The organism is Timonella sp. A28, assembly GCF_051200815.1.
GTDB lineage: Bacteria > Actinomycetota > Actinomycetes > Actinomycetales > Cellulomonadaceae > Timonella.
The window spans coordinates 1880132-1905051 of the sequence record NZ_CP195159.1; the positions used below are offsets into that span (position 1 = coordinate 1880132).

The following is a 24920-nucleotide window of genomic DNA, read 5'->3' on the forward strand; positions in this document are numbered from 1 at the left end:
GAGTATTACGTGTCTGAGTGGATTAAAGAGGCTGTTTCGACGCCGAATGCGCCAGCCCCAGCCCATACTTTCCATCAGGGTGTACGCAAAGGCCCTTTTGTTCAGGTGAGTGGTCAAGGGCCTGTTGATCCTGCGACGAGTGAATACTTGTTTCCGGGTGATGTGAAAGCGCAAACGATCCGTACGTTGGAGAACGTGAAAGCGATTGTTGAAGCTGCTGGTGCTTCATTTGATGATGTTGTTATGTTGCGCGTGTATTTGACTACTCGTGATGATTTTTCTGCGATGAATGAAGCGTATGGCGAGTTTGTTTCGGCTCATTGTACGAGTGGTGTGCTGCCATCGCGCACAACTGTTATGACTGGGCTGCCTCGTGAAGAGATGCTCGTTGAGATCGATGCGATTGCTATCACCAACAACTAGTGACGCATTGTTGTGAACACAAAAAGTGTGGGTGTCTCCCTGGACTAGAGGAGGCACCCACACTTTTTATCGGACTATTTTGCTTCGCGGTTTAGTGTGCGCCACACACCAATTGCGCCTGGAATGATCACCCAGAGTGTTACTGCGGTTGCGTAGTGTGCAAGTGCTTCACCGCTAAATGTGCCTTCAATGATTGGCGTTGAAGCCACGTTGATGTCAATCCACTCTTTGATTTCCCTTAACGGTTCAATAAGCGACGTGAGTAGCGTCATGACTGTTGGAAGCATGAAGTACAGGACCAGCGCCCCAGCAGTGTTGTGGATCAGCGAACCGAATGCGATACCTTGACCAACCAGAACAAATATCAGGATTGCGTATCCGGCTAATACTTTTCCGTTTGAAGTCCAGTCCAGTTCTGAACCGGTAAGAGTGGCTGCGCCGGCTCCCATCGCAGCAAAAGCAAGCACGGTTAGTGCAGCAAAAATTGCGACGATAAAAGCAGCAACAAATTTGGCTGAGAGTACCCGTACGCGACGAGGTTCCCACATGAATGTGGTCAGTGCCGTGCGCTGAGACCATTCAGACGTGGTAGCAAGAATAGCGATCACTGGCAGCAGCATGGTGACTGGCATGAATGCGCCTTCTACAAAACCGGCGTAGCTTTTGTCGTCTCCGCGGCCAACAAACACCATGACTGTGACAATCGCAAGAACACCAACTGCGAGAAGGCCCAACAGGATACGTGCTGCGCGTGTGTCGAAGAGTTTACGGAACTCGACTTGGAATAACCGGCCAAAAGGAATACCGGGTTTTCCTGTCTGTACTGGGGTTGCTGTTACGTGTTCTAGTGTTGCGGCGCTCATGCGTTTGCTCCCTCACGTGAGGTGTCTTTCGTTAGGTCAAAGAACAGATCTTCTAGCCCACCACGTGAGCCTTCTGACAGTGCAGTCAAGACGATCTGGTTAGCTAACGCCACTTCGCCGACTTCTTGCGGTGATGCTGAGGTTTTTAGTCCACCTGTGCCGTCTGGGCCTGCGGTGAAGCCTCGTGCTTTTAATGCTTTATCAAGTTCGAAAGTGTCTACTGCTGTGGCGTGGGTTTCGCCTCCTGCGAGTAGTTCTTCTTTGGTGCCTTGCGCTACTACGCGGCCTTGACCGATGACGACGAGGTCGTCTGCGATTGCTTCGATTTCCATGAGGAGGTGGGAAGACAACAGGACTGTTCCACCGTTGTTGGCGAAGTCGCGTAGGAGGTCACGAATCCAGCGGATACCTGATGGGTCGAGGCCGTTGACTGGTTCGTCGAAGATAAGGATTTGTGGTGATCCGAGTAGTGCGTTTGCGATGCCTAGACGCTGGCGCATACCGAGCGAGTAGGCTCCTACTCGACGTTTTGCTTCTTTGGGGGTGAGCCCAACCATTTCGAGGACTTCGTCGACTCGTGTACGTGGAACGCCCATGGCGATAGCACCGAGGGTGAGCGATTCGTATCCGGTGCGGCCGTCGTGTTGTGATCCAGCGTCGAGGAGAGCACCTACGACCCGGCTTGGGTTGTGTACCTCGCTCAGCAACTGTCCGTTAATGAGTGCTCGTCCGCTGCTTGGTTTTGAGAGTCCGCAAATGATGCGCATTGCTGTGGACTTTCCCGCACCATTTGGCCCGAGGAACCCTGTGATTCGTCCAGGGTTTGCTTGGAACGAGACGGAACTGAGTGCTTGTGCACTTCCGTAACTCTTTGAAACCTGCTCAACTGTGATCATGTATCCATCGTGCTACGCATATAGGCGGTGGCACATCAGCAGAGCGCATCTCGTCAGTCATACTTTTGTTCAACACACACGTAACCATCGAACTAAAGGCTAGTCATACCAGACTCGTGCGTGAGTCCCACCGAGCATAGTATTACCTGCTTACTTTCAGGCTTTTCTTCTATACTCGCTAGACTAGTTTTGAACGCGCGACCACCCCCACCTTTGTGGCTGCGCCACCGCAACTTGACGGGTGGACATGGGATTACAAGCCAAACTTCAGACACTTTTACGTTCCAGCGATTTCAAACGGTTCTTTGCGATCCGGTTGCTGTGCCAGTCTGGCGATGGAATGTTTCAGGCCGCTTTAGCCACTCTTTTCTTCTTTTCGCCAGCGTCGCAAGGCACTCCTTCGGCTATTGCTTTCGCTTTGTTTGTGATGCTCGCGCCGTTTACTTTTGTGGGCCCTTTCGTGGGGGTGTTTCTTGACCGGTGGCAGCGCCGCAACATTATTGTTGTCACGGATTCGATTCGACTTGTTTTAACACTCGCAATCATTGGGGTGATCCTCACGTGGGGTATCACCCCCGCTGTTTATGTTTTGGCGCTTATTGCTTTGTCTCTTAACCGGTTTTTGCTTGCCGCGTTGGGGGCTTCTTTACCGCGTGTTGTAGCTAGCGAAAATCTGTTGATTGCGAACTCGATTCTGCCCACTATTGGCGCTGCTGCAACAGGCGTCGGTGCTGTTGTGGGTGTGCTTTTAGGTTTGTTTATGCCTGCTGGCGATACCCGTGATGCTGCTACGTTGGGGCTTGCCTCGGTAGTGTTTGCGGCCTCTATTGTTGTTGCTTTAGGGTTTGACGCTCACCGTCTTGGCCCGACTCGTAGCGAACAAGAACGCCACGATGATGTCTCTGCAGGCCGTATCGTCCGTGATCTGTTTACTGCTATGCGCGTGCTCATCCAGTTGAAAACACCTGCACGTGCATTAGCGACGATGGCGGGAATGCGCCTGCTTTACGGCATGGTTTTTGTGTCATCCATTTTGGTTGCACGCAACTATTTTTCGTCGGGCGACGGAACCGGCCTGGGTTCATTTGCACAAATAATTGGTTTAACTGCTGCCGGTTTCGCGTTAGCTATTTTTGTTACGCCTCTCGTCGCAAGCCGGATCGGCGAGGCTAAGTGGATCGTCGTCTGCATGCTTGTTGCCGTGGTCGCGCAAGCAATTATTACTGTGCGGCTTGTCCCTGCGACGATGCTCGTGACAGCGTTCTTACTGGGTGTCGCCACTCAGGGCGCAAAGATCGCTTTGGACACGATCATTCAGCAAGACACCCCAGATGAGTATCGGGGGCGTGCTTTTATCCTCTACGACATGCTTTTCAACATTGCGTTTATGACTGCTGGCGGATTGTGCGCGCTGCTTTTACCGGTCACGGGTGTTTCACATGTCATGTATGCGGCCCTTGGCGTAGGCTATTTCATTCTTTCCCTCGGATACATGCGGGTTAAAACCCGCCCCGCTCCTCTTACTGTTGAACAGGTATAACCCATGACTGCAACGCATATTCGTGAAACTGAACTAGCTGATTTAACACTCAAAAACTCTGTGGTTGTCGCATATTTTTGGGCGCCTTGGTGTGCTCCATGCACACAGTTTGGTCCCATCTATGAGGCAGTAAGCGAACTGCACGACGATGTGGTATTCACCAAAATCAACATGGACGAGGCACCCAACGCGCCACAACAGTTCAACATTAAATCCATTCCAACTGTTGTCGTCTTTAAGAACAACGAACCGGTATATAACGAGGCCGGGGCCATGAACCAGCTGTCATTCGACATGCTCATAAAAATGATAAAAGCGTAAGTTTATCCTTTACGTGAACTTTTCTGCGCGCCACAAAGAATACAACGTGTGAGCACAGACAGCGAGATTATCGCGAGGTCCATGAGTGACCCACCAGAATTTGGTGACCTCTTCCTCCGACATGCACCCCGAATACACAGATATATTGCGAGACGCACCGATAGCGTCGTTGCAGATGACGTCCTTAACGAAACCTTTCTTGTCGCTTTCGAAAAACGTGAATCTTTCGATCAAACCATCGACACAGCGTTGCCGTGGCTATTTGGGATAGCAACAAACATTCTTCACCGGCACCGAACCGCAGAAGCAAGAACCCTCAAGTTCCTTGAACGCACACTTGTTCGTGAAGGGTCCGACGAGGAAACTCAACAATGTGACGCCCAATTGGACGCACAACTGAGAGTTCACGAACTTGCTGGAAAACTCCGCTCACTGAAGAAAGGAGATCGTGATGTTCTCCTTCTTTTTGCTTGGGAAGACCTCAGCTACGAACAAATAGGGCACGCGTTAAACATTCCTACGGGGACGGTTCGTTCTCGACTTAACCGCGCACGACGCATCCTGCGTGACGCTGCTGACTCTAAGGAGGGCAATCGTGAACGATTTCAAGTCGCTTAAAGAATTTCGTAATGACATACCTGAACCTGCACTAGAAGACTTAGCGCCCGCCTTCGCACAATTAAAATCTGTCATGGTGGCCGAACAACGCCAACAGAATGCTTCTTCACCTCATACAAAAGCGTTGAAGAAACGTAAGAGGCTTACCTTTATGCTCATCGGCTGGTCTACGGTAACTACCGCGTGTGTTGTTGCTATAACCATTTTTGCAATGAATGTTTTTAACACCCCTCATTCCGCATCAGCAGTAACACTGTTGCACCAAGCCGCAAACAACACCGTCAAATACTCTGACTATGAAGTTGGTGAAGGCCAATATCTTCATATTCGTGCTGAACAGCGCGGCATTTTTGAAAACACATACGATGTACCTCCACCTGAAGTAGCTGACCTGTTTGGTCAGCCATATCACCAAACCGTCGATGAATATATACCGAGCAATTTTGAAGACGTGTGGGTACGTAAAACGAGCCCTCGAATCGTAGGAAACTTTGAAGAAAGCCCTAGTGATTTCATCTCTGCGCCCAATGGCGCTTACTACGCAGAAGACGACAACGCATACGTAGAAGGGGTCATCCCTGAAAACTTTTCGTTAACGATGCTCAATAAAATGCCTACAAGCAGCGGCGAAGCAGCCTACGCATATGTTGACTCTCTCTACTCGGGCGGGTCGAACAGTAGAGACGAAGACAACTTCGTTCGAATCCTTGAACTACTTGATATCGGCGTCGCTAACGCCACTCAACGTGCAGCTATCTACCAAGCGCTTGCGTTGATTCCTGGTGTCGTAAACACCAAAGATATTCTTCTTGACGATGGACGTTCTGTCGTTGGATTCAGCCGGAGCGAAAAAACCCGAGACGATTGGACAACAGAGGTTCTCATTAGCCCCTCAACTGGAGAATACGTGGGTATTCGCACGTTCAAAGGTGACGGAACTTTTGAAAGCGAAGAAATTATTACGTATGACGTAGTCGATTCTGCGCCCACACGGTAGCCACATCCAGCCTAACCCTGCACAACATTTTGTTGGGTGCGAACCACTGTGTCTCGCACCCAACAAAAACTTCTCCTGTATTGCTTTCCTACAGTTCTGCGCGTTGGCTCAACACTCCCCCATTTTGTGGCAGGTCAAGTTCGATAACTGAATCTAGTTCTAACTGGTTCAAAAAGTTGTAGTCGTGACTTACTACCAGTAGCGCTCCGCGATAACTTTTCAGGGCTTGAACAAGTTGGCTAACGGTCGCCATGTCTAGATTGTTTGTGGGCTCGTCAAGAATCAGGATGTCTGCAACTGGTTCAGCGAATAAAAGCTTCGCCAAAGACACCCGGAATCGTTCTCCACCTGAAAGAGTAGATACGGGCCTGTTCACCGACTCTCCTCGCAGCAGCAGACGAGCAAGCTGGTTTCGGATCTCGCCAGCAGTCATGGAAGGCGCTACAGCTTGGATGTTCTGTACTGCGCTATGTGATTCGTTAAGGTCGTCAAGGCGTTGCGGTAGATACCCGCAACGTTGAGTGAATAGTTCAGCGTGCGCGCTCCCCTGTAGTGGCTGCTTCCCGTAAACCACATGTTCAAGAAGAGTGGTTTTCCCTGAACCGTTAGCGCCCACTAACGCCACCCGTTCTGGCCCTTGCACATATAGTGTTCGCTCGCTGTCAGAAAAACTAGCGAGCCTGCGTGATCGTGGCACGTCCGGGTCGGGCAGAATCAGGTGGATCGCTTCGTCGTCTTTCACCCGAGACTCAGCCGCTTCTAAGGCTGCGCGTGCAGAACTGACACGATCGTCCATAAGGTTGCGAGTGTTTCCTGCGGTGACTTCTGCTTTACGTTTGAGCCCTCCCGCAACTATTGGTGGCATAGATTTTGCGGCTTTTCTTCCTTGGGCTGCGCGGCGCGCTAGTTTCGTTTCTGCTTCGATTCGCTGCTTCTTTTCTAGCTTTTAACGCACTTTTCGCTTGAGTGACCGCCTGCTCAGCGGCTGCCTGCTCAGCAGCCTGGTAGTCTTCCCACTCACTGTATGTTCCGCCAAAAGTGGTCATGGCGCCGGCATACAGTTCCACTGTTTGGTTCATTCGGTCTAACAGTTCTCGGTCGTGGCTGACCACAATTAACGTGCCAGGCCACGTTTCGACGAGAGCGGTGAGTGCTGCCCGTGTACGACGATCAAGGTTGTTGGTTGGCTCGTCGAGAAGTGTTATTGGTGTGGCACGCAAACGTAATCCAGTGAGTGCTACAAGTATCGCTTCTCCACCAGAAAGCGTGTGCACAGTGCGGTTCAGGTCTGACGACGAGAACCCAAGATCATGTAACTGTTGATCTGCGCGAGTTTCAATGTCCCAGTCGTCGCCTACTATGTCGAAGTTTTCAACGGAGACGTCACCTGCTTCAATAGCACGCAATGCTTGTAAAGTGTGTGCGATTCCAAGCAGGTCCGCGATGGAGGTGTCCTTGTTCAAGGTCAACGTTTGCGGTAGATAAGCGACGTCACCGTGACGATCAATTTTTCCTCGAGTGGGGTTTAATTCCCCCGAAATGAGTTTCAGCAGCGTAGATTTTCCGGTGCCGTTGCGGCCAACTAAACCCGTTTTTCCGGTATCGAAGGTTCCAGAAATGTTATCTATTGCTGTCTGACCGTCTGGCCATTCAAACGTGAGGTTTGTGAGAGTAACAGCGGAAGAAGATGAATGATTAAACATAAGGACTCCAAAGCCTCAGCCTTGTAGAACGTACGTTTACGTGGCGCTTCATCAGCAGCGCAGGCAGAGGGCAGGTTGATGAACAACAAAGAACAGCACCCTGACCGTCGCTACCGAGCCTTGCTCAAGGTAGCGCGAGTGGGCGCACAGTTATCGATCAACCATTCATCACATGGCACCATCACAACAGACCACCCGTACAGCGGTCAACTGTTTTTAGCTGATCGATTTCAACCAGACAACCATTTTTGTTATTTTTTTGGGACACTATCGGCCAATGTTGTTTTTTTGATACAATCAAATGTTATATTTTTGATACATTCTTATTCTGTAAGCGACAAGATGGCGATGAACATGTTCCTTACATCTGGCACGGACGTTGCACGAACTATCCGAAATGCACGCACTACCGCCGGCCTATCCCAAACTGAATTAGCCAGTCAGGTAGGAGTTGGTCGACAAAGCATCGCACGCATTGAAGCAGGAAATGCGGCGGCATCATTGGACACGTTCCTAGCAATTTTTCGCATCTTGAACATCACGTTAGAAGCGCATACACACGATGAACGGCAAAACGTCGGTTCCCTCTCGGAGCATTGGAGCGCACGACTAGCTGACCAGGCTCGAGGCTTAACTAAAACATCTGCGTTAACCGCTCTTCTCGGTGTAAACCGCACACAGGACTCTGCATTTCACAAAGTTTCCGGTGATGGCGCATGACAAACGCGTTAGATGTGCACTTGTATGACCGCATAATCGGTCAAATTTTGTTAAAAAATAACAAACCAATATTGCAGTATTCCCCCGCATATGTTGATGACCCACAGGCGGTGCCGCTTTCAGTGCAGTTCCCTGTAAGGTCCCGTGAATATGCCAACGACGATGTCGAATCATATTTGGAAAATTTGCTTCCAGACAGCGCTGCCGTGCGTGAGCAATGGGCGCGCGATGCAGGGTTGCTGCGCGCCAATACTTTTGATCTGCTTACAGTCTACGGTGGCGATGTTGCAGGTGGCATTGAGCTTTATCCAGAGGGAAAAGGGCGCTCTGACAATAGTTCCTTAACTCCAGTAAACGATTCATGGATCGCTGATCGCATTCGCACAATTCGCGCGGATCCAACAGCATGGAATAACTCTACGGATCGCGTAGGGCAGTTTTCTTTAGCTGGCGCGCAAGGGAAATTCGCCTTAGCTCTTCATGATGAAGGTTGGTATGAACCCTCCGGCGCCCACCCTTCCACCCACATTTTTAAACCCGGCATCGCGAATCTTGATGGCTCAGACATTTCAGAACACGTCCTTATGCAAACCGCACAAAGGCTCGGTTTAGAAGCAGCAACAACCCAGTTACTTGAATTTGATCAAGAGCACGTCCTTGTTGTTGAACGTTTTGACCGCTACTTGCTTGACGGAAAAGTGAAACGAGTCCATCAAGAAGACTTCGCCCAAGCCACAGCGACACCCGTATTACACAAATATGAGCAAGATGGTGGCCCTGGCGTAGCTGCATTAGCCCAGACCATCGCCCGCCACTGTAGCGATGACCAAATTGAAGCAGACCTTACGGCTCTCACAAACGCTCTCGTGTTTTTTTGGATTATTGGACACGGCGATGCTCATGCAAAAAACTATTCGCTGCTTTTGCTCCCCGGATTAACAAAATTAGCACCGTTCTACGACATCAACTGTAATTTCCTGCTTCAAACAACACAGGTCATACGCGCTCAGGACTACAACGGGTTCAACGGTACGGAACTTGCTATGAAAGTGAACGGAGTGAATACGGTTGGCGCTTACACTCACGAAACGCTTGCTGAACTCTCAAAAACTTTCGGGCTGCATAAGTCATATGCCAGCGAAGTAGCTAATTTCTTTGCACAGCACATCCAATCGGCTTTAAATCAGGTTATTTCCGAATTACCGAAAAACATTCAAAAGCTTAGAAGTCATAGAAAATCTGCGTCAGGCGATCTTCTGCCAAACACGACGAGTCAAAGACGTGTTAGCGAAATAAACTCGTGTCATGTCTCGGAAGGCTTTTGCGTTGGATTCCTCGTAACCCAAGCTATTGCTCCCCAAAAAACGACCGCACTCATATACCGAGCGATTAAATAACCATCAAGCGGATCATGCGAAAAAGCTCCAACGCTTACAGCCGCAGCATTTACAACAGAACCTAGAAAAAACAGTTTCCCGATAGCGTATTCTCGAAGTTTCACAGCGAGGGCCACACAACCAACAGCAAGCATGACAACCGCACCTGCCCAAGGCAGCACTCTAAAACTCGGTACATCAAGCATCGGGACAAGCACACGAAACAGCGTATGTACGGATGCTCCAAGCACAAAAAGCAGAACCAGCCACCGCACAAAGGTTATCTTCACGTCTGTGTTTCTTCTTCCACGGCTCATTACTGAGCAGCCTTCAATAGGTTCACCCCCGCATGCGCGGGGAATACTACTGGCTGTTCTTCATTACATGGGTTTTTCTGGGCTCACCCCCGCGTGCGCGGGGAATACACACATCACCAATGCGGAGGACGGAGACTACAGGGCTCACCCCCGCATGCGCGGGGAATACTCTCTTGTGAAGAAACGCCAGATGGGTTACCCGGGCTCACCCCCGCATGCGCGGGGAATACGGTATACGAACCTTGCTTTTTTTGTATGGGTACGGTTCACCCCCGCATGCGCGGGGAATACTGACATCCCCAAAGACGAACGCAAAGCCGACACGGTTCACCCCCGCATGCGCGGGGAATACACTTCCGTATTGTTTGGTGCAGTGACCGCCGACGGTTCACCCCCGCATGCGCGGGGAATACGAAGCCGGTACAGTCCACTCAGGTGAGTACGTGGGCTCACCCCCGCATGCGCGGGGAATACACAGGGGCAGCTTTTAACGCTTCCGCTAAGGTGGGCTCACCCCCGCATGCGCGGGGAATACCGTGGCGCGATCAAGCCTGTAAATGGCGGCTCAGGCTCACCCCCGCATGCGCGGGGAATACTCAGTGATTTAAGCGTTACTGGGGGCCTTTGACGGCTCACCCCCGCATGCGCGGGGAATACTTCTCCGGTCATGAGTAGTCCTTAAAGTCGTCAGGCTCACCCCCGCATGCGCGGGGAATACTGTACTGGCATTGTCATTAGAAGACGTCACCGGGGCTCACCCCCGCATGCGCGGGGAATACACAAGGATGTGGTTTCGGATGACGTTTCCAACGGGCTCACCCCCGCATGCGCGGGGAATACTGCCAAGATGATTTTAGGTGTACTACAGTTGAGGGCTCACCCCCGCATGCGCGGGGAATACTATATGTTTACACTCATTGTGAAAACTGGTACGGGCTCACCCCCGCATGCGCGGGGAATACCTCAGTGCCATCTACTAGAAACTTTTCATCCGGGGCTCACCCCCGCATGCGCGGGGAATACAAGAGTTCACCGTGTTTGATAACTATTTCTGTGGGCTCACCCCCGCATGCGCGGGGAATACTTGTGTCTTTCCATTCTAGGTATTCGGCGTTAGGGCTCACCCCCGCATGCGCGGGGAATGCCATGGGAGTACGCGCGGCAGGTATCGGCTCAGGGGCTCACCCCCGCATGCGCGGGGAATACTCGATCTGTTCGCGATCTACACCGTTATAAAAGGGCTCACCCCCGCATGCGCGGGGAATACAGACGTGATCGGCGCACGGTTTGACCGGCATTTGGCTCACCCCCGCATGCGCGGGGAATACAGCCGTTCAACTTGGCCAGATTAAGGCCTAATAGGCTCACCCCCGCATGCGCGGGGAATACCGAAGATCGCGATTTTAATCAAGCTCTTACCCGGGCTCACCCCCGCATGCGCGGGGAATACGCTGCCTGTTCTGTTGCTCGCGTTGCTTCTTCGGGCTCACCCCCGCATGCGCGGGGAATACTCTAATTGATCAGCAAGTTTACTACGACGATACCCTGTTTTTATGTAGTTCGTTTTTGCGCTTGTCTAAAGCCTGATCTAATGTCCACGGTTGTTATTTGTTTTCGGTTTGAAACTTTTTGAGTTGTTCACGAAGCACCGGCTCATATGCTTTATTCATTTTCTTAAGTTCTTCATCTGCGTGGTCGTAGATTTCACTGATGTCGAGCATGTCTCCTTCAGATGATTCAACTGTTGAAAGCGTTTCAAACGTAAAAGATTCAACAAACTTCTCATCAATTTTTTTCATCTTTGGGAACAGCACCGCCACGGGTTGGGCTTCACCGGGCGCAAGCGTAACTAGGCCACTCACATATTTCCCTTGCACGCTGGTGTTCGTGGTTGTGAAACTTACGTCATAGCCTGAAACTGTGCGGGTTCCACTGTTCACGAGGATCGCAAACACAACAACTCCAGCATCAGTTTTTATAGCTTGAGCAGGTGTGCGCTGCACATAGGTTCCGTCGTACGAGTTATAAACAAAGCCGGATGAATCGTCATACATACCGTTGTTGAATGCATGGTCATTCATTGCTTGTTGCACAGCGTTATAGACGCCACTGTAGCCGTTGTAACCGCCAACATTGATGTTGAAGTTGATCAGACCGAGGATCGAGATAACCAGAATTGCGATGATGAGTCCGCGTTCACGGATTGATGGGCGCGCCCATTTATGCGGAATCCCCGGGTCTTGTGGAGGCAAGGGAGGTGGTAAAGGCGTCTGCCCTTGAGGGTTTTGGCTAGTCATGAGAGAAATTTATATTTTCGGGTGCTTTATGAATACAGACCCTAGTCTGATTTTTCTTCTTTACGGCCTGTTTCAGCACAGGACTTTAGGCTCAACTATTCATTTTCTTATTGACGATGTGTCAATAGTGTTCATAGTGTGAAGGAAAGCATGAAGGTGGGAGGCACAATGCCAAGTCTGAACAGGCAACCAAAAAACAATCAGGACAGGGCTTTACGCATCGACCCTGATGAACGGGCACAAGAAATTGTGAATGCCACCCGCTTATTGTTTGCCACACGCGGCATAGCAAAAACCTCCTTCACTGATATTGCACGCGAAATCGGCGTTGCTAGAGGCTTGATCTACCACTATTTCCCCGACAAAGACGCACTCATCACTGCTGTCCTTGACCAGTATGTTGCAGAGTTTGTTCAAGCTGTGCGCCGCTGGGATGCAGCACGTGAAGTTGGAAATATTGATAAAGCACTCGTCGACTGCATTGCGCTTTTCCGCAGTCAGCTTCGCACTATGAATCCGATGCACACCGAGTTGCAGCGTATTGAAAACACGGGCTTGTACAACCGGTTTTTGCATCAAGCAGTCACCGCGATAGTTGACTGCCTGCAACTGACAACTATCGAGGCTTACGCGCAACGTCACCGCATCGAAATCAGTCACGTTCGTGAAACCTTTTACGTCTTGATTTATGGGCTGGTAGGGCTTGCACGTAACAATCCAGCAATCAGCGACAACGTGCTTGTGGACATCACCCGTCAGGTCTTGCATCTACCTGCCTCGCAAACATTCCACACTCCACAACCTGCTGTTAAGGAGGAACCTGGCGACAGCTAAAACACCAGTGTTGTCGCGTGCACCCCGCTTAGGCACCCGATAACGCAGCAGTTCAGAGGGGTTCTCCTATCCCACACGAGTCCGCAATACCTGTTGTGGACATCCCTCATAAGGAGTTCCGCATGTTCCTTTTCGAATCTTTAACCTGGTATCAGGTTGCTATGTGGTTCGTTGTTTTAGGCGTACTTATTGGCCTCAACGAACTCGTCCGCTGGTCTAAAGTTGCCGCCTACGCAGTCTTTATTGTTCTGCCCATCATTTTGACGATTTTCGTGTGGCCCCACACGGCAGGCGCAGGGTCGTCCACGGGTACGTGGTTCCACTGGGTCAAAGTGTATTCAGCGTTAGCAGGCTGTGTTGGGTTCATGGTTTTGCGTTACAACCCACGCATTGCCGCAAACAAATACGCGCTGTGGTTCCCTCCCGCAATTCTTGGCATCAACATTTTTGAGGCTGTCATCCGCGATTTTGAGGTTGCTGGCATCTCTGAAGGCATCGTCGATGGCGTGTACATGATCGGTGGCCCATGGAACATCATGAACGGCGTTGCCGGAATCATTAACCTGATTACTATTTGTGGTTGGGTTGGTATCTTCATTTCTCGCGATAAATTCCAAGACATGCTGTGGCCAGACATGCTGTGGTTCTGGATCATCGCATACGACATTTGGAACTTCGCATATGTGTACAACTGCGTAGGCGACCACGCCTTCTACGCTGGCGCCGCACTCCTCATCGCCTGCACTATCCCAGCGTTCTTCATTCGTCGGGGTGCATGGTTGCAGCACCGTGCACACACGCTAGCGTTCTGGATGATGTTCACCATGGCGGTGCCATCATTCGTCTCTGACTCTAAATTTGCGGTGGATTCGTCACACAGCACGACAGCACTGTTCACAGTCTCACTGCTGTCGCTACTCGTGAACATTGCCGTACTTGTTTACCAAGTTCGCACAGTCATCGTGAAGAAACGCCACCCACTTAAAGACGAGCTCTACCCTGAGCTTCCTGCCTTCCAAGCAGTGGCAAAACTTCGCGACGATGCATCCGTTCAGCCTGCAACACCAGCAGCTGCTTCATAACTATTCGACGACGAATACATACGTGTGGGGGCTGGTTTCACGTGAAACCAGCCCCCACATCGTTTTTTACGGCAAAGCCGTGAGTTACTCGTCGAAAAGTTGCTGGCCAATGTATTGGTCAGCGCTGATTCCTGGCGGCACAGCAAAGAGCCCTGACCCTGTGTGCCGTAAGTACTCCGATAAGAGATCGTTCTTAGCCATGGCGGTTTGCATCGGAACGTAGTGAGTGCGTGGGTCTACAACGAAAGCAATAAAAAACAATCCTGCATCGAGTTTCCCTAAACCATCAGAGCCGTCCGTGTAATTGAAGCCCCGACGAAGCATGTGCACACCGTTGTTGTGTGTCGGGTGTGCGATTGACACGTGGGAGTTCACGTCGATGAGTGGCCCAGATCGTCCCGGTAAGTCAAAGTTTGGTGTCGTAAATTCGTGTCCGCCAGAGAGTGGGGCACCCTCTTTTTTCGTTCGCCCCATTATGGCTTCTTGCTCTCGTAGTGGCGCCCTGTCCCACGTTTCGATGTGCATGCGTATACGTCGGGTAACCATGTATGTTCCGCCTGCCATCCATGCTTGGCTGCCTTGCCCAGTAGACACCCACACATGCTCATCCATCACATCGGTTTGTTGGCTTTTGATGCTGGCGGTTCCATCTTTGAAACCAAACAAGTTACGTGGCGTTTTTTGCGTTGTTGACGTTGAGGATGTGCGCCCAAAACCTATTTGTGACCACCTCACACGCACTTTCCCGAAACCGATTCGGGCAAGATTGCGCACCGCGTGGACGGCCACTTGTGGGTCGTCTGCGCATGCTTGCAGCACAATGTCACCGCCGGTTCGTTCTTCTTCAAGCATGTCGCCCGGAAAGTGCGGCAGATCAATGAGTTCTTCAGGCAATCGCCCATCAAGCCCAAAACGTGCAGCCTCGCCTTTCACAAAGAGAGAGCGACCAAACCCTAACGTCACGGTCAGGTGTGCCGCCTCTAAATCTAGAGCTTCGCCCGTGTCGTCTGGCGGGGCGTCATAGGGGCCAGATGTAGCGCCGCTCTCCCCCACTTCGCGCCCTTGCACCATTTGCTCAATCGCTGACGTCCATTCACGCAACAAGGCAATAAGTTCGTCGCGGCTTTCAGTGGTGACATCAAAAGCAGCAATGTGCATTCTGTCTTGTGCGTCCGTTGCAATCCCTGCTTGGTGTTTCCCAAACAGTGGAACCGTGTCATTAACTGGGGTTGCAGCATGATTGTCTGCGACTGCTTTATGGGTAAAAACGCCTGTTGCCGCACCAAAAATTCCGGCACCTGCTACGGCAAGTACGGCACGACGAGACAATCCTCGAGTGTTATCTGCTGAAGCGGGTGGCTGCTGTTCGTTGTGGTGCGGCGTTGACATGCGTTATTTCACCACTGCTGCCGTGAGTTTGGACAAAGGCTCGGATAGTGCGTCAACAGCCGAGCTGAGTTCTTGCACTTGCTGTGTGGTGAGTTTGTCGTAGTACACGAATCCTTCGCCTACTCGATATTGGTCGAGGAGTGTTTGAAGTTCAGCAAACTTCTTTTCGAGGGTTGCGTCTAGGTCGTCTTCTGTTCCTGCGAGCAGTGGGCGTAAGTTTTCGTAAGCGATTTTTGCGCCTTCGAGGTTTGCTTGGAAATCCCACAGGTCTGTGTGAGACCAGATTTCCTCTTCACCTGTTACTTTTCCTGTTGCTACTTCGTCGAGGAGTTCTTTAGCGCCGTTAGCGAGGTTGTCTGCCGTAAAAGTGAGCTCTTGGGTGCGGGTGTGCAGGGTTTGAGTGTCTGCGACCATCTTCTCCATGAGAGCTGAACGCTCTTCTGAGGTGAGTGCTGTGTAGCCGTCTTGTGGTGGCCACAGGTCTTTTTCTGCACGATGCCAGCCGGTCCATTCTTGGCCTGCTTCAAGGTCTGCTTCACGTGCGTCAAGGATTGGGTCGAGGTCACCGAAAGATTCTGCGACTGGTTCGATACGTTCCCAGTGCATGCGTACAACTGGGTAGAGTTCGCGTGCTTTGTCGTCGTCTCCTGCAGTGAATGCTTGCGCAAATTCTTCTGTGCCGCGGACGAGTTGTTCTGTTTGTTCGCGGACGTATGACGCGTACTGATCTGTTGCAGTTTTTTGGAGTGCTGCACGGTCAGCTGAGACTTCTTGCCCTTCGGGTGCTGCGCTGACGGTGAAGGGTGCTTGGATTCCGTCACCGATCATGCCGGGTTTGCATGCAGTGTAGTAGGAGCCTTCGGGGGCAAGCACAACAAGGTCGCGGGTTAAGCCTGGGCCGATGTTTTCAACTTCACCGATGATACGCAGGCGGTCTTCGGCAAGGAGATAAAACTCTGTGACTTGAGTGCCTTTGTTGGTGACGTTAAATTTCAGGGTGCCACCCGGAGTTGTGTCGGTGCTGAGCGTGCATGCGTCGTCGGTGCTGGTGACGTTGATGACGCCATTGCCGGCTGTTGGTGCAGTGTTGTCGGTGCAGGCAGCAAGGAGAAGTACGGTTCCTGCTGCGGCACAAGTTAAAGCGATGCGGGACTTCATGGTGTTCCTTTGAATGTGAAACGAAGTGTTTTCGTTGTGTGAGGGCGCACAACACAACACAGTTTTATGAGGCAGGGTGTGGTGTCGCTGTGGTGGTGGAGGCACTGGCTGCGGTGGGTGTTTTCTTTGGTGCGTTTACTGCACGTAAGTAGAGGAACATTACTGGCACGACGTACAGCACCCATGCGATTGCTTCTAGCCATGTGGTGGCTGGCGAGAAGTTAAAGATGCCTTTGAGGAATGTTCCTAGCCAACCTGTTGGCGAAATGATGTGTGAAACATCGAAAGCAAGGTTGTGTAGGCCCGGCAGTACGCGTGCTTCTTGGAGGTCGTGGATGCCGTATGCGAGCACGCCACCTGCAACGACGACGAGTGCGGCACCTGTCCATTTAAAGAAGGTGGAGAGGTTAATTTTTAGTACGCCACGGTGAATCAGCATTCCCATTGCAATAGCAGCGGCAATACCAAGCAGGGAGCCGACCAGCGGCTGCCATGTTTGTCCTGTTGCGCGCGCTGACGCCCATATAAACAGGGCTGTTTCTAGGCCTTCTCGTCCAACGGCTAATGCGGCGACGAGGACGATCCCCCATGTGGGTCCGTCTGCGGCTTTATCTACCTGTTTTTTGAGGTCGCTGCTGAGGGTTCGCGATGCTTTGGCCATCCAAAAGAGCATCCATGTTACGAGTCCAACAGCGAGGATGGAGAGGGTGCCACCAATGATTTCTTGGGCTTCGAAGGTGAGTCCTTTGGGACCGAATGTGAGAACAGCTCCGAAGATAAGCGACACGGTGATTGCGACTGCGATTCCCATCCACATTTTTGGGATCAGGTGTGTGCGTCCGCTTTTTTTGAGGTAGGCGAGCAAGAGCACGATGACGAGTGCTGCTTCTAGTCCTTCACGTAAACCGATGAGGAAGTTGCCGGTCATGTTGGTTACCTTTTACAGGGTTTGCTCGGAGCGAAGGTGGACCGAGCACACTGCCAAGCTGGCCGTAGCTGCTTGAGGGGTGTGCACACACACGCCCAGTGCTTGTTTAGGTTAGGCTTGCCTTTCCTCATTCACAAGAGGGTTGATCACATTGTGATCATTTATTCCGAAACGTAAACAACACCATTTCTCGCAGCCACAGTGCTTACGTGGCAACGACCAGCACATATAGATGGTTTTAGCCTCACCCTCAGGCAGGCACCACAAAAAATGTGACGCACAGATCACCGTCTCAACACAGTCACTTTTCAGTTAAATATAACGAAAAGAACTATTCAATCGAAAGGACTGTAAAATTCTTGGATTTCCCCACATGATATAGAAAAGCTAAAAACGGAGGTGCCATTCCAATGGCAAAACACACACCACTATGGCCGTGGATCACGATTGCATGCGCCGTCGTTGTACTAATGAGCCTCATGTGGGGTTACGAAACTGTGCAATGCACGGACAGCGCATTCTCTAGCGAGTGCACCTCAACGTCCCCTCTAGAGCAGAAAATAGTTCTCTCCGCCTTTGGGCTGTGCATCATGGCGTGGGCGCTTTCAAAAATTAAACGTGCACTACGCTCTCGTCGGGAAAACTAACCCACAAGGCACATCACGATCAGTTTTCGTAGGTGCGTTGCCCATCAAATTCATGTGAGTGGTCAGCCCACCACTCCAGCAAACGCTCACGTGCCACATCAGCGCCAACGGGTCCTTCGTCAAGGCGCATCTCCATCAAGAACTTATATGCAGCGCCAACAGCCCGACCAGGCTTAATACCCAAGATCGACATGATCTGCTCGCCGTCGAGGTCTGGGCGGATCGCAGCAAGTTCCTCCTGCGCAGCAATCTCTGTAATACGAGACTCCAACGAATCATAAGCGTCCGAAAGACGACGGGCTTTCCCTTTATTCCGAGTAGTGCAGTCAGCACGAGTCAATCTGTGCAGCCGCTCCAACATAGGCCCCGCATCAGTGACATACCGGCGCACAGCAGAATCCGTCCACGTGCCCTCGCCATAACCATGGAAACGCAAATGCAGTTCAATAAGACGAGCTACTGCTTTTGTTGTCTCTTTGTCATACTTCAGCGCACGCATACGTTTAGCTGCCATCTTGGCGCCAACAAGTTCATGGTGGTGAAAAGACACAGAACCGTTAGCTTCAAACTTGCGAGTCGCAGGTTTACCAATGTCATGCAGTAAAGCTGCAAGACGAAGCACAAGATCTGGGCCGGGGACTGCCCCATCCGGGCCTGTTTCAAGATCAATAGCCTGCTGCAACACCGTAAGCGAATGCGAATACACGTCCTTGTGGCGTTTGTGTTCGTCCGTTGCTGCCTTCATACCTGGGACCTCAGGGATCACCTTGTCAGCAAGCCCCGAATCAACCAAAACCCCTAAGCCCCGCACAGGGTCTACCGAAAGCACAAGCTTATTTAACTCGTCGTGAATACGTTCCGCAGAAACAATCTCAATACGGTCAGTCATGGCAAGCATCGCCGCAAAAGCAGATTCTTCAACGTCAAACCCTAACTGTCCCGCAAAACGGGCAGCACGCATCATGCGTAATGGGTCATCGTCGAAAGATTTTTCTGCCGCAATTGGGGTACGTAACACTCCAGCAGCAAGATCAGATAAACCATCAAAAGGATCAACAAACTCACGTTGTGGAACCCGAATCGCCATCGCGTTAACAGTAAAGTCTCGTCGGGAAAGGTCCCCTTCAAGAGTGTCACCAAAAACGACGAGTGGCTTACGTGATTCAGGATCGTATTCATCAGTGCGATACGTCGTTACTTCAACGACGATCTCCGGCGACTGTTTCGTTGCAAAACGTTTAGCGCCAATAGTGCCGAACTCTTTACCAATATCCCAATGCGCGTCACCCCATTTGGACAACAACGCAATGGTTTCATCGGGGCGCGCTGACGTCGCAAAATCAAGATCGTGTGAAGCCCTACCTAGTAAGGCGTCACGCACTGGACCACCAACAATAGACAGTTCGTGTCCTGCCTCAGCAAAAACTTCACCCAAAGCCACAACAGTCGGGTCCATATGATCCATCACAGCATGAACCCTGCGCTGCAAAATCTGTGCATCAGGGAGGCTAAGGGCTTTAGACACGTGTAGATCTCCGAATCCTATGGCTTACGCTAACCCAACAACAACAGTTGCAACCGTCACTATTGGTAGTGGTTTTCGTGGCGAATATGGGTGGCTCTCGGGTAGCCGCAACCCAAAATCCGCTACTTAAAGATAAAGTGGCGATATGTCCACCAACGAGCGCCCCGACGACCGCATAGCGGTCCCTGCGCCCCCGGGTGGTCACCCATTGAGGATAAACCCCAATCGCCCGCGGCACGCACCCGTCACACACTACAATCCTGCACTCACCGCACCCGATCTGCCCGTCGTCGAAGAAACTTCAGCGGGTGGGCTCGTCGTGAAATATGAGGCCGGAACATTCTACGCTGCAGTGATAGCGAGAAGAAACCGTGCTGGACGTCTTGAATGGTGCCTACCCAAAGGCCACCTCGAAGGTGAAGAAACCGCAGAGGAAGCAGCAATCCGCGAAATACAAGAAGAGACCGGTATCACTGGTGAAGTTCGTCGCGCCCTCGGGAAAATCGATTACTGGTTTACCGGAGACGATCGCCGCGTTCACAAAGTGGTTCACCATTTCCTTCTTGACGCACTAGGGGGATATCTCACCGTTGAAGGCGATCCAGATTCAGAAGCAGAAGACGTAGAGTGGATCGCGTTTGAATATCTCAACACGCGACTGAGCTACCCAAACGAACGTCGTTTAGCAGGCATTGCACACGAACTCCTCCTCAAACGCCGTGCGGAGAATTTGCGCAGGTTGCATGCACCTTTTGTGCGAGATGACGACTCACAGATTAAACCGGAACAATAGTAATCAATGTTGCCTGTCTTTAGTTCTACGCCCCAGACCAAGGTGGCCGAATCGCGTCGCGCGTTTCCAGCCGCCCTTGCCATGCTGTGCACCCTCGTACTCGCCGTCACAAGCGTCCTGATTCAGCCCGAATCCGCTTACGGAGCGCACAACCAATTCGAGTCACAAGAAAACGCTGACCCTAACGAACCCGACGGGATCACCGATCTCCTCGTACACAACGTTCTCAGCAGTGTGGCACCAGAATCAGCGCTCTCCCCCTTCGGTGTGAGCACCGCCAAAGATACAAAAACTTTGCAGCGGGCAGACTCAATCAAAGCGATGATTGAGCTAGAAGAGTTCTCCCCCGTCACCGTGCAACCCACAGACACCGTGACTGTGCGCGCACAAATAACAAACAAAACCGACCAGACCATCAAAAACCCCGCAATCACATTTGACCTCATGCGGTACCGGTTTTCCTCACGCATCTCCCTCAGTCAATGGTCGCAACACGGCCTCTCCGGGCCACTCGGCAGCGAACTCCTACGAAAAGACCTCGGCGCTGATCTCGCCCCCGACCAGTCAAAATCAGTCAGCTTCACCCTCGACGCGGCAACATTCCAGCTCCTCGGCGGTATAGAAGGCTGGGGGCCACGCGGAGTGTCCCTCACCCTACGTGGCGACCACGACGGAGAAAAAAACGCCCGCCTCGACTCCCTCTACACCTACCTGCTGTGGTATTCCGCCCCTGAAAAAACAAAACCGACACTTGAAGTAGCGGCAATCGTTCCCCTCACAGGTCCAGCGGTAAACCCCCTCGACACCACAGCAACCCGCGACGCATACCTCAACGCGACACAACCAAGCTCGCGGCTGCAACACGTACTCGATGCGGTAAAAGGCTCCTCGCACGTTGCACTAGCGTTTGACCCTCAACTCATTCAAGGAACAACAGACGCCGCAACAATACCCATAGAAGACCCCGAAAAAGAGTCAACAGCCAGCGACGAAACCGACACCAGCACCCCCACACCAGAACCAACCACAACAGAAACACCACAAGACCAAACATTTGAGCCCACGCAACAGCAACAAGACTCATCTGCTTGGACGCAACAACTCTTCAACGACAGCAAAAGTCGAGAGCTCTTCGCACTCCCTGCCTACGACCTCGATCCAGCCCAATATGCACGTGCTGGCTTACGGATACCATCCACGTCCAAAGCTTCACATCCAGCGACCAAAGAACTCGACTATTCCACCCAACTCGTGTGGCCAACAGCAGACGCCATGTCCGCAACGGTCGTCAACACAGCCGCACAATCAGGCAGCCCCTGGGTAATAGCACAATCAGGCAGCCTCACCGCAAAAAAGTCGCTCACCTACACACCAAACGCGACATTCTCCAAAACAACGCCCGACGGCACCGCACGAGTATTAGCTTCAGACGAAACCCTCAGCTCGCTGATCACAGACCCTGAAACAGCTAACCCACTCACCGCACGACAACGCTTCATCTCAGAGCTAGCAGTCATAGCCAAAGAACGCCCATCTGAAGTCAGAAACCTCGTCATTTCGACGCCACGCAGTTGGAACCCTGACCCAGTAATCGCATCCGCACAACTCTCAGCACTCACGTCACTGCCCTGGGTATCCCCCATAGACATCGGTGCCATTGCAGAATCAAAAAACGACGACAACGACAAATACACGTTGCGAGCAACCCCCCAAAGCATCGAACTCTTCGACAACCAAGGATTCTCAAAACTGCGTGCACAATACCGCAGCATCGAAACCCTCTCCCACATCGTCGAAGACCCAGCAACCTTTGTCGCACCCTACAAAGCTGCCACCCGCGCAGTAACCTCAAACGCGTGGCTCACCGACCCTGCAGGACACGACCAAGCAGTCACACAACTCAACACAGCAAGCTCAACAACACTCAACGGAATAAGCGTGGTCACAGGAAGTGACATCAACCTGATCTCAACCGGATCAGAAATACCAGTCACAGTACAAAACGACCTCAACCAAACCGTAAACATCCAACTCCAACTACGGCCAAACGACCCAAGACTACAAGCCAAAGAATCCGTGCCACTCACCATCCCCGCACGCTCATCAGAATCAGCACGCGTACCAGTTTCTGCCGTCGGATCAGGCAACGTCGTCGTCAGCGTTGTCCTCCTAGACGAAGAAGGAAAATACGCAACCGCATCCGGATCCTTTAACGTACGAGTACGAGCAGACTGGGAAAACATGGGAACAGGCGTAGTAGTTGCCCTCCTCGTACTCCTACTCGGCGGCGGAATCCTACGCACAGTAAAACGAAGCCGTGCACGCAGACGAACCTCACGAGAAGAAGCAGCAACAACACTCGCACTCGTCGAAGCAGAAACTGAAGGTGGACCAGCCGCAGACACTGAAATCGGCTCCACCCACCCCGACCTCGTCGCACACACCAAAGAACTCGTCGCAGAAGAACACGAAGAAGCACACCGCCATAGTGCGTCCGCGTCTTCCCCAACAGAGCCAGACCCACGGGCGGAGACAAAATGAGCTACAACAACACCCCAGAACACAACCCAACGCATTCACCCAATGCCGCTAGCTCTCGGCGACGCATCTCGTCTTCAAACCGTGTACCCAACAACAACGGTCAAACACGCCAACCAACCTTTGACCTGTCCGGTGCGAGCAGCCGCTCATACACGCCACGAGCCCCACAACGCGCAGCAGAACCTACAACGCCACCCCCAGCAGCTTCCTCACCCCAAAAATCCCCAGCAGAAGAACACACCACAGAAAACGTTCCGCCCACACCCACAGCATCCGTTGGGCGCAGTTCCCTGCTCATGGCATCTGGAACAGCCGTTTCACGTGTTCTTGGACTCGTACGAAACCTGCTCCTCGTAGCCGCACTCGGAGCAACAGGCGCTGTCGCTGACGCCTTCGACATCGCAAACAAAATCCCAAACATTCTCTTCGCGATCATCGCCGGTGGTGTACTCAACGCAGTCATCGTGCCGCAAGTTATGCGCGCATACCGCTCGCCAAACGCGCAAGAAAACCTCAACAAACTGATCACGCTCTCAGCATCAATTCTGTTGGGTATAACCCTCATTTTTACTGCCGGGGCTTCCCTCGTCGTCGCTCTATACACAACTGACGACTGGACTGAAGCACAAACCGGTCTTGCCGTAGCCTTCGCTTTCTGGTGTATCCCACAGCTGTTCTTCTACGGCCTGTACACCATCCTTGGGCAAATCCTTAACGCGCGCAGTCAATTCGGCCCCTACATGTGGGCGCCCGCACTCAACAACGTAATCTCCATTATTGGTTTTGGGCTCTTCCTCCTCGTGTACGCGCCCGTTGCTACCGGCAGCGTCACCGACCTCTCATCATGGGACGCACCAAAAATTGCGTTCATTGGTGCAGCTGCCACCCTAGGTGTAGCAAGCCAAGCATTAATTTTGTTCGTTCCGCTCTATCGAGGCGGGTTCCGGTGGCGCATCCAATTTGGAGTGCGTGGAATTGGCTTACGATCAATTGGTCGCGTCGGTATGTGGACTTTCCTCGCCCTCATGCTTGACCAAATTGCAGTATGGGTTTCCACTAAAATTGCAACGGCAGCACCAGAAAATGCAAGCAACGGAATAGATGTTGTAGCCGGTAACGCTTCATACACGCAAGCGCTCATGGTCTACCTGCTCCCTCACTCACTGGTCACCGTTTCCGTTGCCACCGCCCTCTTTACTGGAATGAGTGCAGCAGCAGCCAAAAACGACACTGAAACAGTCAGCGCGCTCGTCTCTAAAGGCTTACGTGTCATTGCGGTATTCACAATTTTTGCGACAGCGATTTTCCTTGTCTTGTCGCTGCCGGTCACAAAGCTACTTATTCCAACGCTTGCTCCCGAAGAAGTCGAAGTCGTCTCTAAAGTTGTGTGGGCGATGGGGCTCGGACTAATGCCGCTTGGTGCGATGGTCCTCATGAAATGGGTGTACTACGCCTTCGAAGACGGAAAAACCATCTTCCTATTCCAAATCCCAGTCACAATCGTCCTCATGTTGGGCTCGCTCATTGCAGCTCTTGTCGCCCCAGGCGAATGGTGGGTTTTTGGAATCGGAATCGCCATGAGTTTATCCAACCTGATAGCCGTCATTCTGCGTATCGGTGGCATGACAAAACGTCTCGGCGGAATGGATCTTGCACGAATTATTCGCCTTCACGTTCAGCTTGTAGTAGCGGCTGGTATCGCGGCGCTTGTAGGATGGTTTGTCCTTCGAGTGTGGGAATTCAATTCTTCAGACTCAGTAGTATGGGCTTTTATCGTGTGTGCACTCGTTGGTGGGCTAATGACAGCCATCTACCTACTTACTTTGCAACTCATGAAAGTCCAAGAACTAAACGCACTGCTTGATCCCATCCTTAAGAAAATCACACGCAAGCGGGTATCAAAGTGATTTCTTGCAGCATAGGATTAGCGTCAACCCGTAGAGTGCGAAGGG

General features: G+C 51.9%; 22 protein-coding genes and 1 CRISPR repeat array. Of the genes, 13 read left to right on the plus strand and 9 right to left on the minus strand.

What is annotated here, in order from left to right; translation table 11 throughout:
• The first annotated feature begins 9 nt into the window (after window positions 1-9).
• Complete coding sequence (locus ACR9EC_RS08910; RefSeq protein WP_435298879.1) at window positions 10-423, plus strand: RidA family protein; 414 nt, start codon at window positions 10-12, stop codon at window positions 421-423.
• Window positions 424-497: 74 nt separating this feature from the next.
• Here the strand turns inward: ACR9EC_RS08910 and ACR9EC_RS08915 are convergent, their stop codons facing one another.
• Both ACR9EC_RS08915 and ACR9EC_RS08920 read right to left on the minus strand, forming a co-directional pair.
• On the minus strand, window positions 498-1286 hold the full coding sequence (locus ACR9EC_RS08915; protein WP_435298880.1) for an ABC transporter permease: 789 nt from the start codon (window positions 1284-1286) through the stop codon (window positions 498-500).
• On the minus strand, window positions 1283-2182 hold the full coding sequence (locus ACR9EC_RS08920; protein WP_435298881.1) for an ABC transporter ATP-binding protein: 900 nt from the start codon (window positions 2180-2182) through the stop codon (window positions 1283-1285). The genes ACR9EC_RS08915 and ACR9EC_RS08920 overlap by 4 nt, the downstream gene beginning before the upstream one ends.
• 247 nt (window positions 2183-2429) lie before the next feature.
• Between ACR9EC_RS08920 and ACR9EC_RS08925 the strand changes: the two genes are divergently transcribed.
• From ACR9EC_RS08925 to ACR9EC_RS08940, 4 genes are read left to right on the plus strand one after another with little or no spacing between them, the layout of a single operon-like run.
• Window positions 2430-3722, plus strand: a complete 1293-nt coding sequence (locus tag ACR9EC_RS08925) for an MFS transporter (protein ID WP_435298882.1) — start codon at window positions 2430-2432, stop codon at window positions 3720-3722.
• Between the two features lie 3 nt (window positions 3723-3725).
• Complete coding sequence (locus ACR9EC_RS08930; protein ID WP_435298883.1) at window positions 3726-4043, plus strand: thioredoxin family protein; 318 nt, start codon at window positions 3726-3728, stop codon at window positions 4041-4043.
• A 48-nt stretch (window positions 4044-4091) separates the two neighbouring features.
• The gene (locus ACR9EC_RS08935) at window positions 4092-4661 is read left to right on the plus strand and encodes an RNA polymerase sigma factor (RefSeq protein WP_435298884.1); all 570 of its coding nucleotides are present in this window, start codon (window positions 4092-4094) and stop codon (window positions 4659-4661) included.
• The gene (locus tag ACR9EC_RS08940) at window positions 4639-5658 is read left to right on the plus strand and encodes a hypothetical protein (protein ID WP_435298885.1); all 1020 of its coding nucleotides are present in this window, start codon (window positions 4639-4641) and stop codon (window positions 5656-5658) included. The genes ACR9EC_RS08935 and ACR9EC_RS08940 overlap by 23 nt, the downstream gene beginning before the upstream one ends.
• A gap of 88 nt (window positions 5659-5746) precedes the next feature.
• On the opposite strand, the gene ACR9EC_RS08945 is transcribed toward ACR9EC_RS08940, so the two are convergent.
• The gene (locus ACR9EC_RS08945; RefSeq protein WP_435298886.1) at window positions 5747-6523 is read right to left on the minus strand and encodes an ATP-binding cassette domain-containing protein; all 777 of its coding nucleotides are present in this window, start codon (window positions 6521-6523) and stop codon (window positions 5747-5749) included.
• Window positions 6489-7361, minus strand: coding sequence for an ATP-binding cassette domain-containing protein (locus ACR9EC_RS08950; RefSeq protein WP_435298887.1), 873 nt, complete (start codon window positions 7359-7361; stop codon window positions 6489-6491). Before ACR9EC_RS08950 ends, ACR9EC_RS08945 begins: the two co-directional genes overlap by 35 nt.
• 354 nt (window positions 7362-7715) lie before the next feature.
• Between ACR9EC_RS08950 and ACR9EC_RS08955 the strand changes: the two genes are divergently transcribed.
• Entirely contained in the window at window positions 7716-8081 is a 366-nt protein-coding gene (locus ACR9EC_RS08955; RefSeq protein WP_435298888.1) for a helix-turn-helix transcriptional regulator, read from the plus strand.
• Window positions 8078-9478 carry a HipA domain-containing protein gene (locus tag ACR9EC_RS08960; protein ID WP_435298889.1) on the plus strand — a complete coding sequence of 467 codons (1401 nt, stop codon included), beginning with the start codon at window positions 8078-8080 and terminating at the stop codon, window positions 9476-9478. The genes ACR9EC_RS08955 and ACR9EC_RS08960 overlap by 4 nt, the downstream gene beginning before the upstream one ends.
• A 315-nt stretch (window positions 9479-9793) precedes the next feature.
• Window positions 9794-11285: direct repeats of the CRISPR family, unit length 28 nt; unit sequence GGCTCACCCCCGCATGCGCGGGGAATAC.
• A 93-nt stretch (window positions 11286-11378) separates the two neighbouring features.
• Here ACR9EC_RS08960 and ACR9EC_RS08965 read toward each other — a convergent pair.
• Window positions 11379-12071 (minus strand): hypothetical protein, encoded by a 693-nt coding sequence (locus tag ACR9EC_RS08965; protein WP_435298890.1) that lies wholly within the window; start codon window positions 12069-12071, stop codon window positions 11379-11381.
• Between the two features lie 168 nt (window positions 12072-12239).
• Here ACR9EC_RS08965 and ACR9EC_RS08970 point away from each other — a divergent pair, with 168 nt between their 5' ends.
• Both ACR9EC_RS08970 and ACR9EC_RS08975 read left to right on the plus strand, forming a co-directional pair.
• The gene (locus ACR9EC_RS08970; protein WP_435298891.1) at window positions 12240-12905 is read left to right on the plus strand and encodes a TetR/AcrR family transcriptional regulator; all 666 of its coding nucleotides are present in this window, start codon (window positions 12240-12242) and stop codon (window positions 12903-12905) included.
• Between the two features lie 122 nt (window positions 12906-13027).
• On the plus strand, window positions 13028-13987 hold the full coding sequence (locus ACR9EC_RS08975) for a DUF5692 family protein (RefSeq protein WP_435298892.1): 960 nt from the start codon (window positions 13028-13030) through the stop codon (window positions 13985-13987).
• 84 nt (window positions 13988-14071) lie between these two features.
• Here the strand turns inward: ACR9EC_RS08975 and efeB are convergent, their stop codons facing one another.
• From efeB to efeU, 3 genes are all read right to left on the minus strand, one after another.
• On the minus strand, window positions 14072-15376 hold the full coding sequence (efeB, locus tag ACR9EC_RS08980; RefSeq protein ID WP_435298893.1) for an iron uptake transporter deferrochelatase/peroxidase subunit: 1305 nt from the start codon (window positions 15374-15376) through the stop codon (window positions 14072-14074).
• Window positions 15377-15379: 3 nt separating this feature from the next.
• Window positions 15380-16534: an iron uptake system protein EfeO gene (gene efeO / locus ACR9EC_RS08985; RefSeq protein ID WP_435298894.1), complete on the minus strand. Its 1155-nt coding sequence runs from the start codon at window positions 16532-16534 to the stop codon at window positions 15380-15382.
• 64 nt (window positions 16535-16598) lie between these two features.
• Window positions 16599-17462, minus strand: a complete 864-nt coding sequence (efeU, locus tag ACR9EC_RS08990; RefSeq protein WP_435298895.1) for an iron uptake transporter permease EfeU — start codon at window positions 17460-17462, stop codon at window positions 16599-16601.
• A 410-nt stretch (window positions 17463-17872) separates the two neighbouring features.
• Between efeU and ACR9EC_RS08995 the strand changes: the two genes are divergently transcribed.
• Window positions 17873-18109, plus strand: coding sequence for a hypothetical protein (locus ACR9EC_RS08995; protein ID WP_435298896.1), 237 nt, complete (start codon window positions 17873-17875; stop codon window positions 18107-18109).
• Window positions 18110-18128: 19 nt separating this feature from the next.
• Here the strand turns inward: ACR9EC_RS08995 and ACR9EC_RS09000 are convergent, their stop codons facing one another.
• The gene (locus ACR9EC_RS09000; protein ID WP_435300642.1) at window positions 18129-19574 is read right to left on the minus strand and encodes a CCA tRNA nucleotidyltransferase; all 1446 of its coding nucleotides are present in this window, start codon (window positions 19572-19574) and stop codon (window positions 18129-18131) included.
• Window positions 19575-19779: 205 nt separating this feature from the next.
• Between ACR9EC_RS09000 and ACR9EC_RS09005 the strand changes: the two genes are divergently transcribed.
• From ACR9EC_RS09005 to murJ, 3 genes are read left to right on the plus strand one after another with little or no spacing between them, the layout of a single operon-like run.
• The gene (locus tag ACR9EC_RS09005) at window positions 19780-20427 is read left to right on the plus strand and encodes an NUDIX domain-containing protein (protein WP_435298897.1); all 648 of its coding nucleotides are present in this window, start codon (window positions 19780-19782) and stop codon (window positions 20425-20427) included.
• Between the two features lie 42 nt (window positions 20428-20469).
• The gene (locus ACR9EC_RS09010; protein ID WP_435298898.1) at window positions 20470-22968 is read left to right on the plus strand and encodes a DUF6049 family protein; all 2499 of its coding nucleotides are present in this window, start codon (window positions 20470-20472) and stop codon (window positions 22966-22968) included.
• The gene (murJ, locus tag ACR9EC_RS09015) at window positions 22965-24875 is read left to right on the plus strand and encodes a murein biosynthesis integral membrane protein MurJ (RefSeq protein WP_435298899.1); all 1911 of its coding nucleotides are present in this window, start codon (window positions 22965-22967) and stop codon (window positions 24873-24875) included. The genes ACR9EC_RS09010 and murJ overlap by 4 nt, the downstream gene beginning before the upstream one ends.
• Window positions 24876-24920 lie beyond the last annotated feature (45 nt).

Bases quoted from the DNA above. Each gene is read 5' to 3' on its own strand.
- ACR9EC_RS08915 (WP_435298880.1), bottom strand. From the start codon at position 1,286: ATGAGCGCCGCAACACTAGAACACGTAACAGCAACCCCAGTACAGACA.
- ACR9EC_RS08920 (WP_435298881.1), bottom strand. From the start codon at position 2,182: ATGATCACAGTTGAGCAGGTTTCAAAGAGTTACGGAAGTGCACAAGCA.
- ACR9EC_RS08925 (WP_435298882.1), top strand. From the start codon at position 2,430: ATGGGATTACAAGCCAAACTTCAGACACTTTTACGTTCCAGCGATTTC.
- ACR9EC_RS08930 (WP_435298883.1), top strand. From the start codon at position 3,726: ATGACTGCAACGCATATTCGTGAAACTGAACTAGCTGATTTAACACTC.
- ACR9EC_RS08945 (WP_435298886.1), bottom strand. From the start codon at position 6,523: ATGCCACCAATAGTTGCGGGAGGGCTCAAACGTAAAGCAGAAGTCACC.
- ACR9EC_RS08950 (WP_435298887.1), bottom strand. From the start codon at position 7,361: ATGTTTAATCATTCATCTTCTTCCGCTGTTACTCTCACAAACCTCACG.
- ACR9EC_RS08955 (WP_435298888.1), top strand. From the start codon at position 7,716: ATGTTCCTTACATCTGGCACGGACGTTGCACGAACTATCCGAAATGCA.
- ACR9EC_RS08960 (WP_435298889.1), top strand. From the start codon at position 8,078: ATGACAAACGCGTTAGATGTGCACTTGTATGACCGCATAATCGGTCAA.
- ACR9EC_RS08965 (WP_435298890.1), bottom strand. From the start codon at position 12,071: ATGACTAGCCAAAACCCTCAAGGGCAGACGCCTTTACCACCTCCCTTG.
- ACR9EC_RS08970 (WP_435298891.1), top strand. From the start codon at position 12,240: ATGCCAAGTCTGAACAGGCAACCAAAAAACAATCAGGACAGGGCTTTA.
- ACR9EC_RS08975 (WP_435298892.1), top strand. From the start codon at position 13,028: ATGTTCCTTTTCGAATCTTTAACCTGGTATCAGGTTGCTATGTGGTTC.
- efeB (WP_435298893.1), bottom strand. From the start codon at position 15,376: ATGTCAACGCCGCACCACAACGAACAGCAGCCACCCGCTTCAGCAGAT.
- efeO (WP_435298894.1), bottom strand. From the start codon at position 16,534: ATGAAGTCCCGCATCGCTTTAACTTGTGCCGCAGCAGGAACCGTACTT.
- efeU (WP_435298895.1), bottom strand. From the start codon at position 17,462: ATGACCGGCAACTTCCTCATCGGTTTACGTGAAGGACTAGAAGCAGCA.
- ACR9EC_RS08995 (WP_435298896.1), top strand. From the start codon at position 17,873: ATGGCAAAACACACACCACTATGGCCGTGGATCACGATTGCATGCGCC.
- ACR9EC_RS09000 (WP_435300642.1), bottom strand. From the start codon at position 19,574: ATGGATCATATGGACCCGACTGTTGTGGCTTTGGGTGAAGTTTTTGCT.
- ACR9EC_RS09005 (WP_435298897.1), top strand. From the start codon at position 19,780: ATGTCCACCAACGAGCGCCCCGACGACCGCATAGCGGTCCCTGCGCCC.
- murJ (WP_435298899.1), top strand. From the start codon at position 22,965: ATGAGCTACAACAACACCCCAGAACACAACCCAACGCATTCACCCAAT.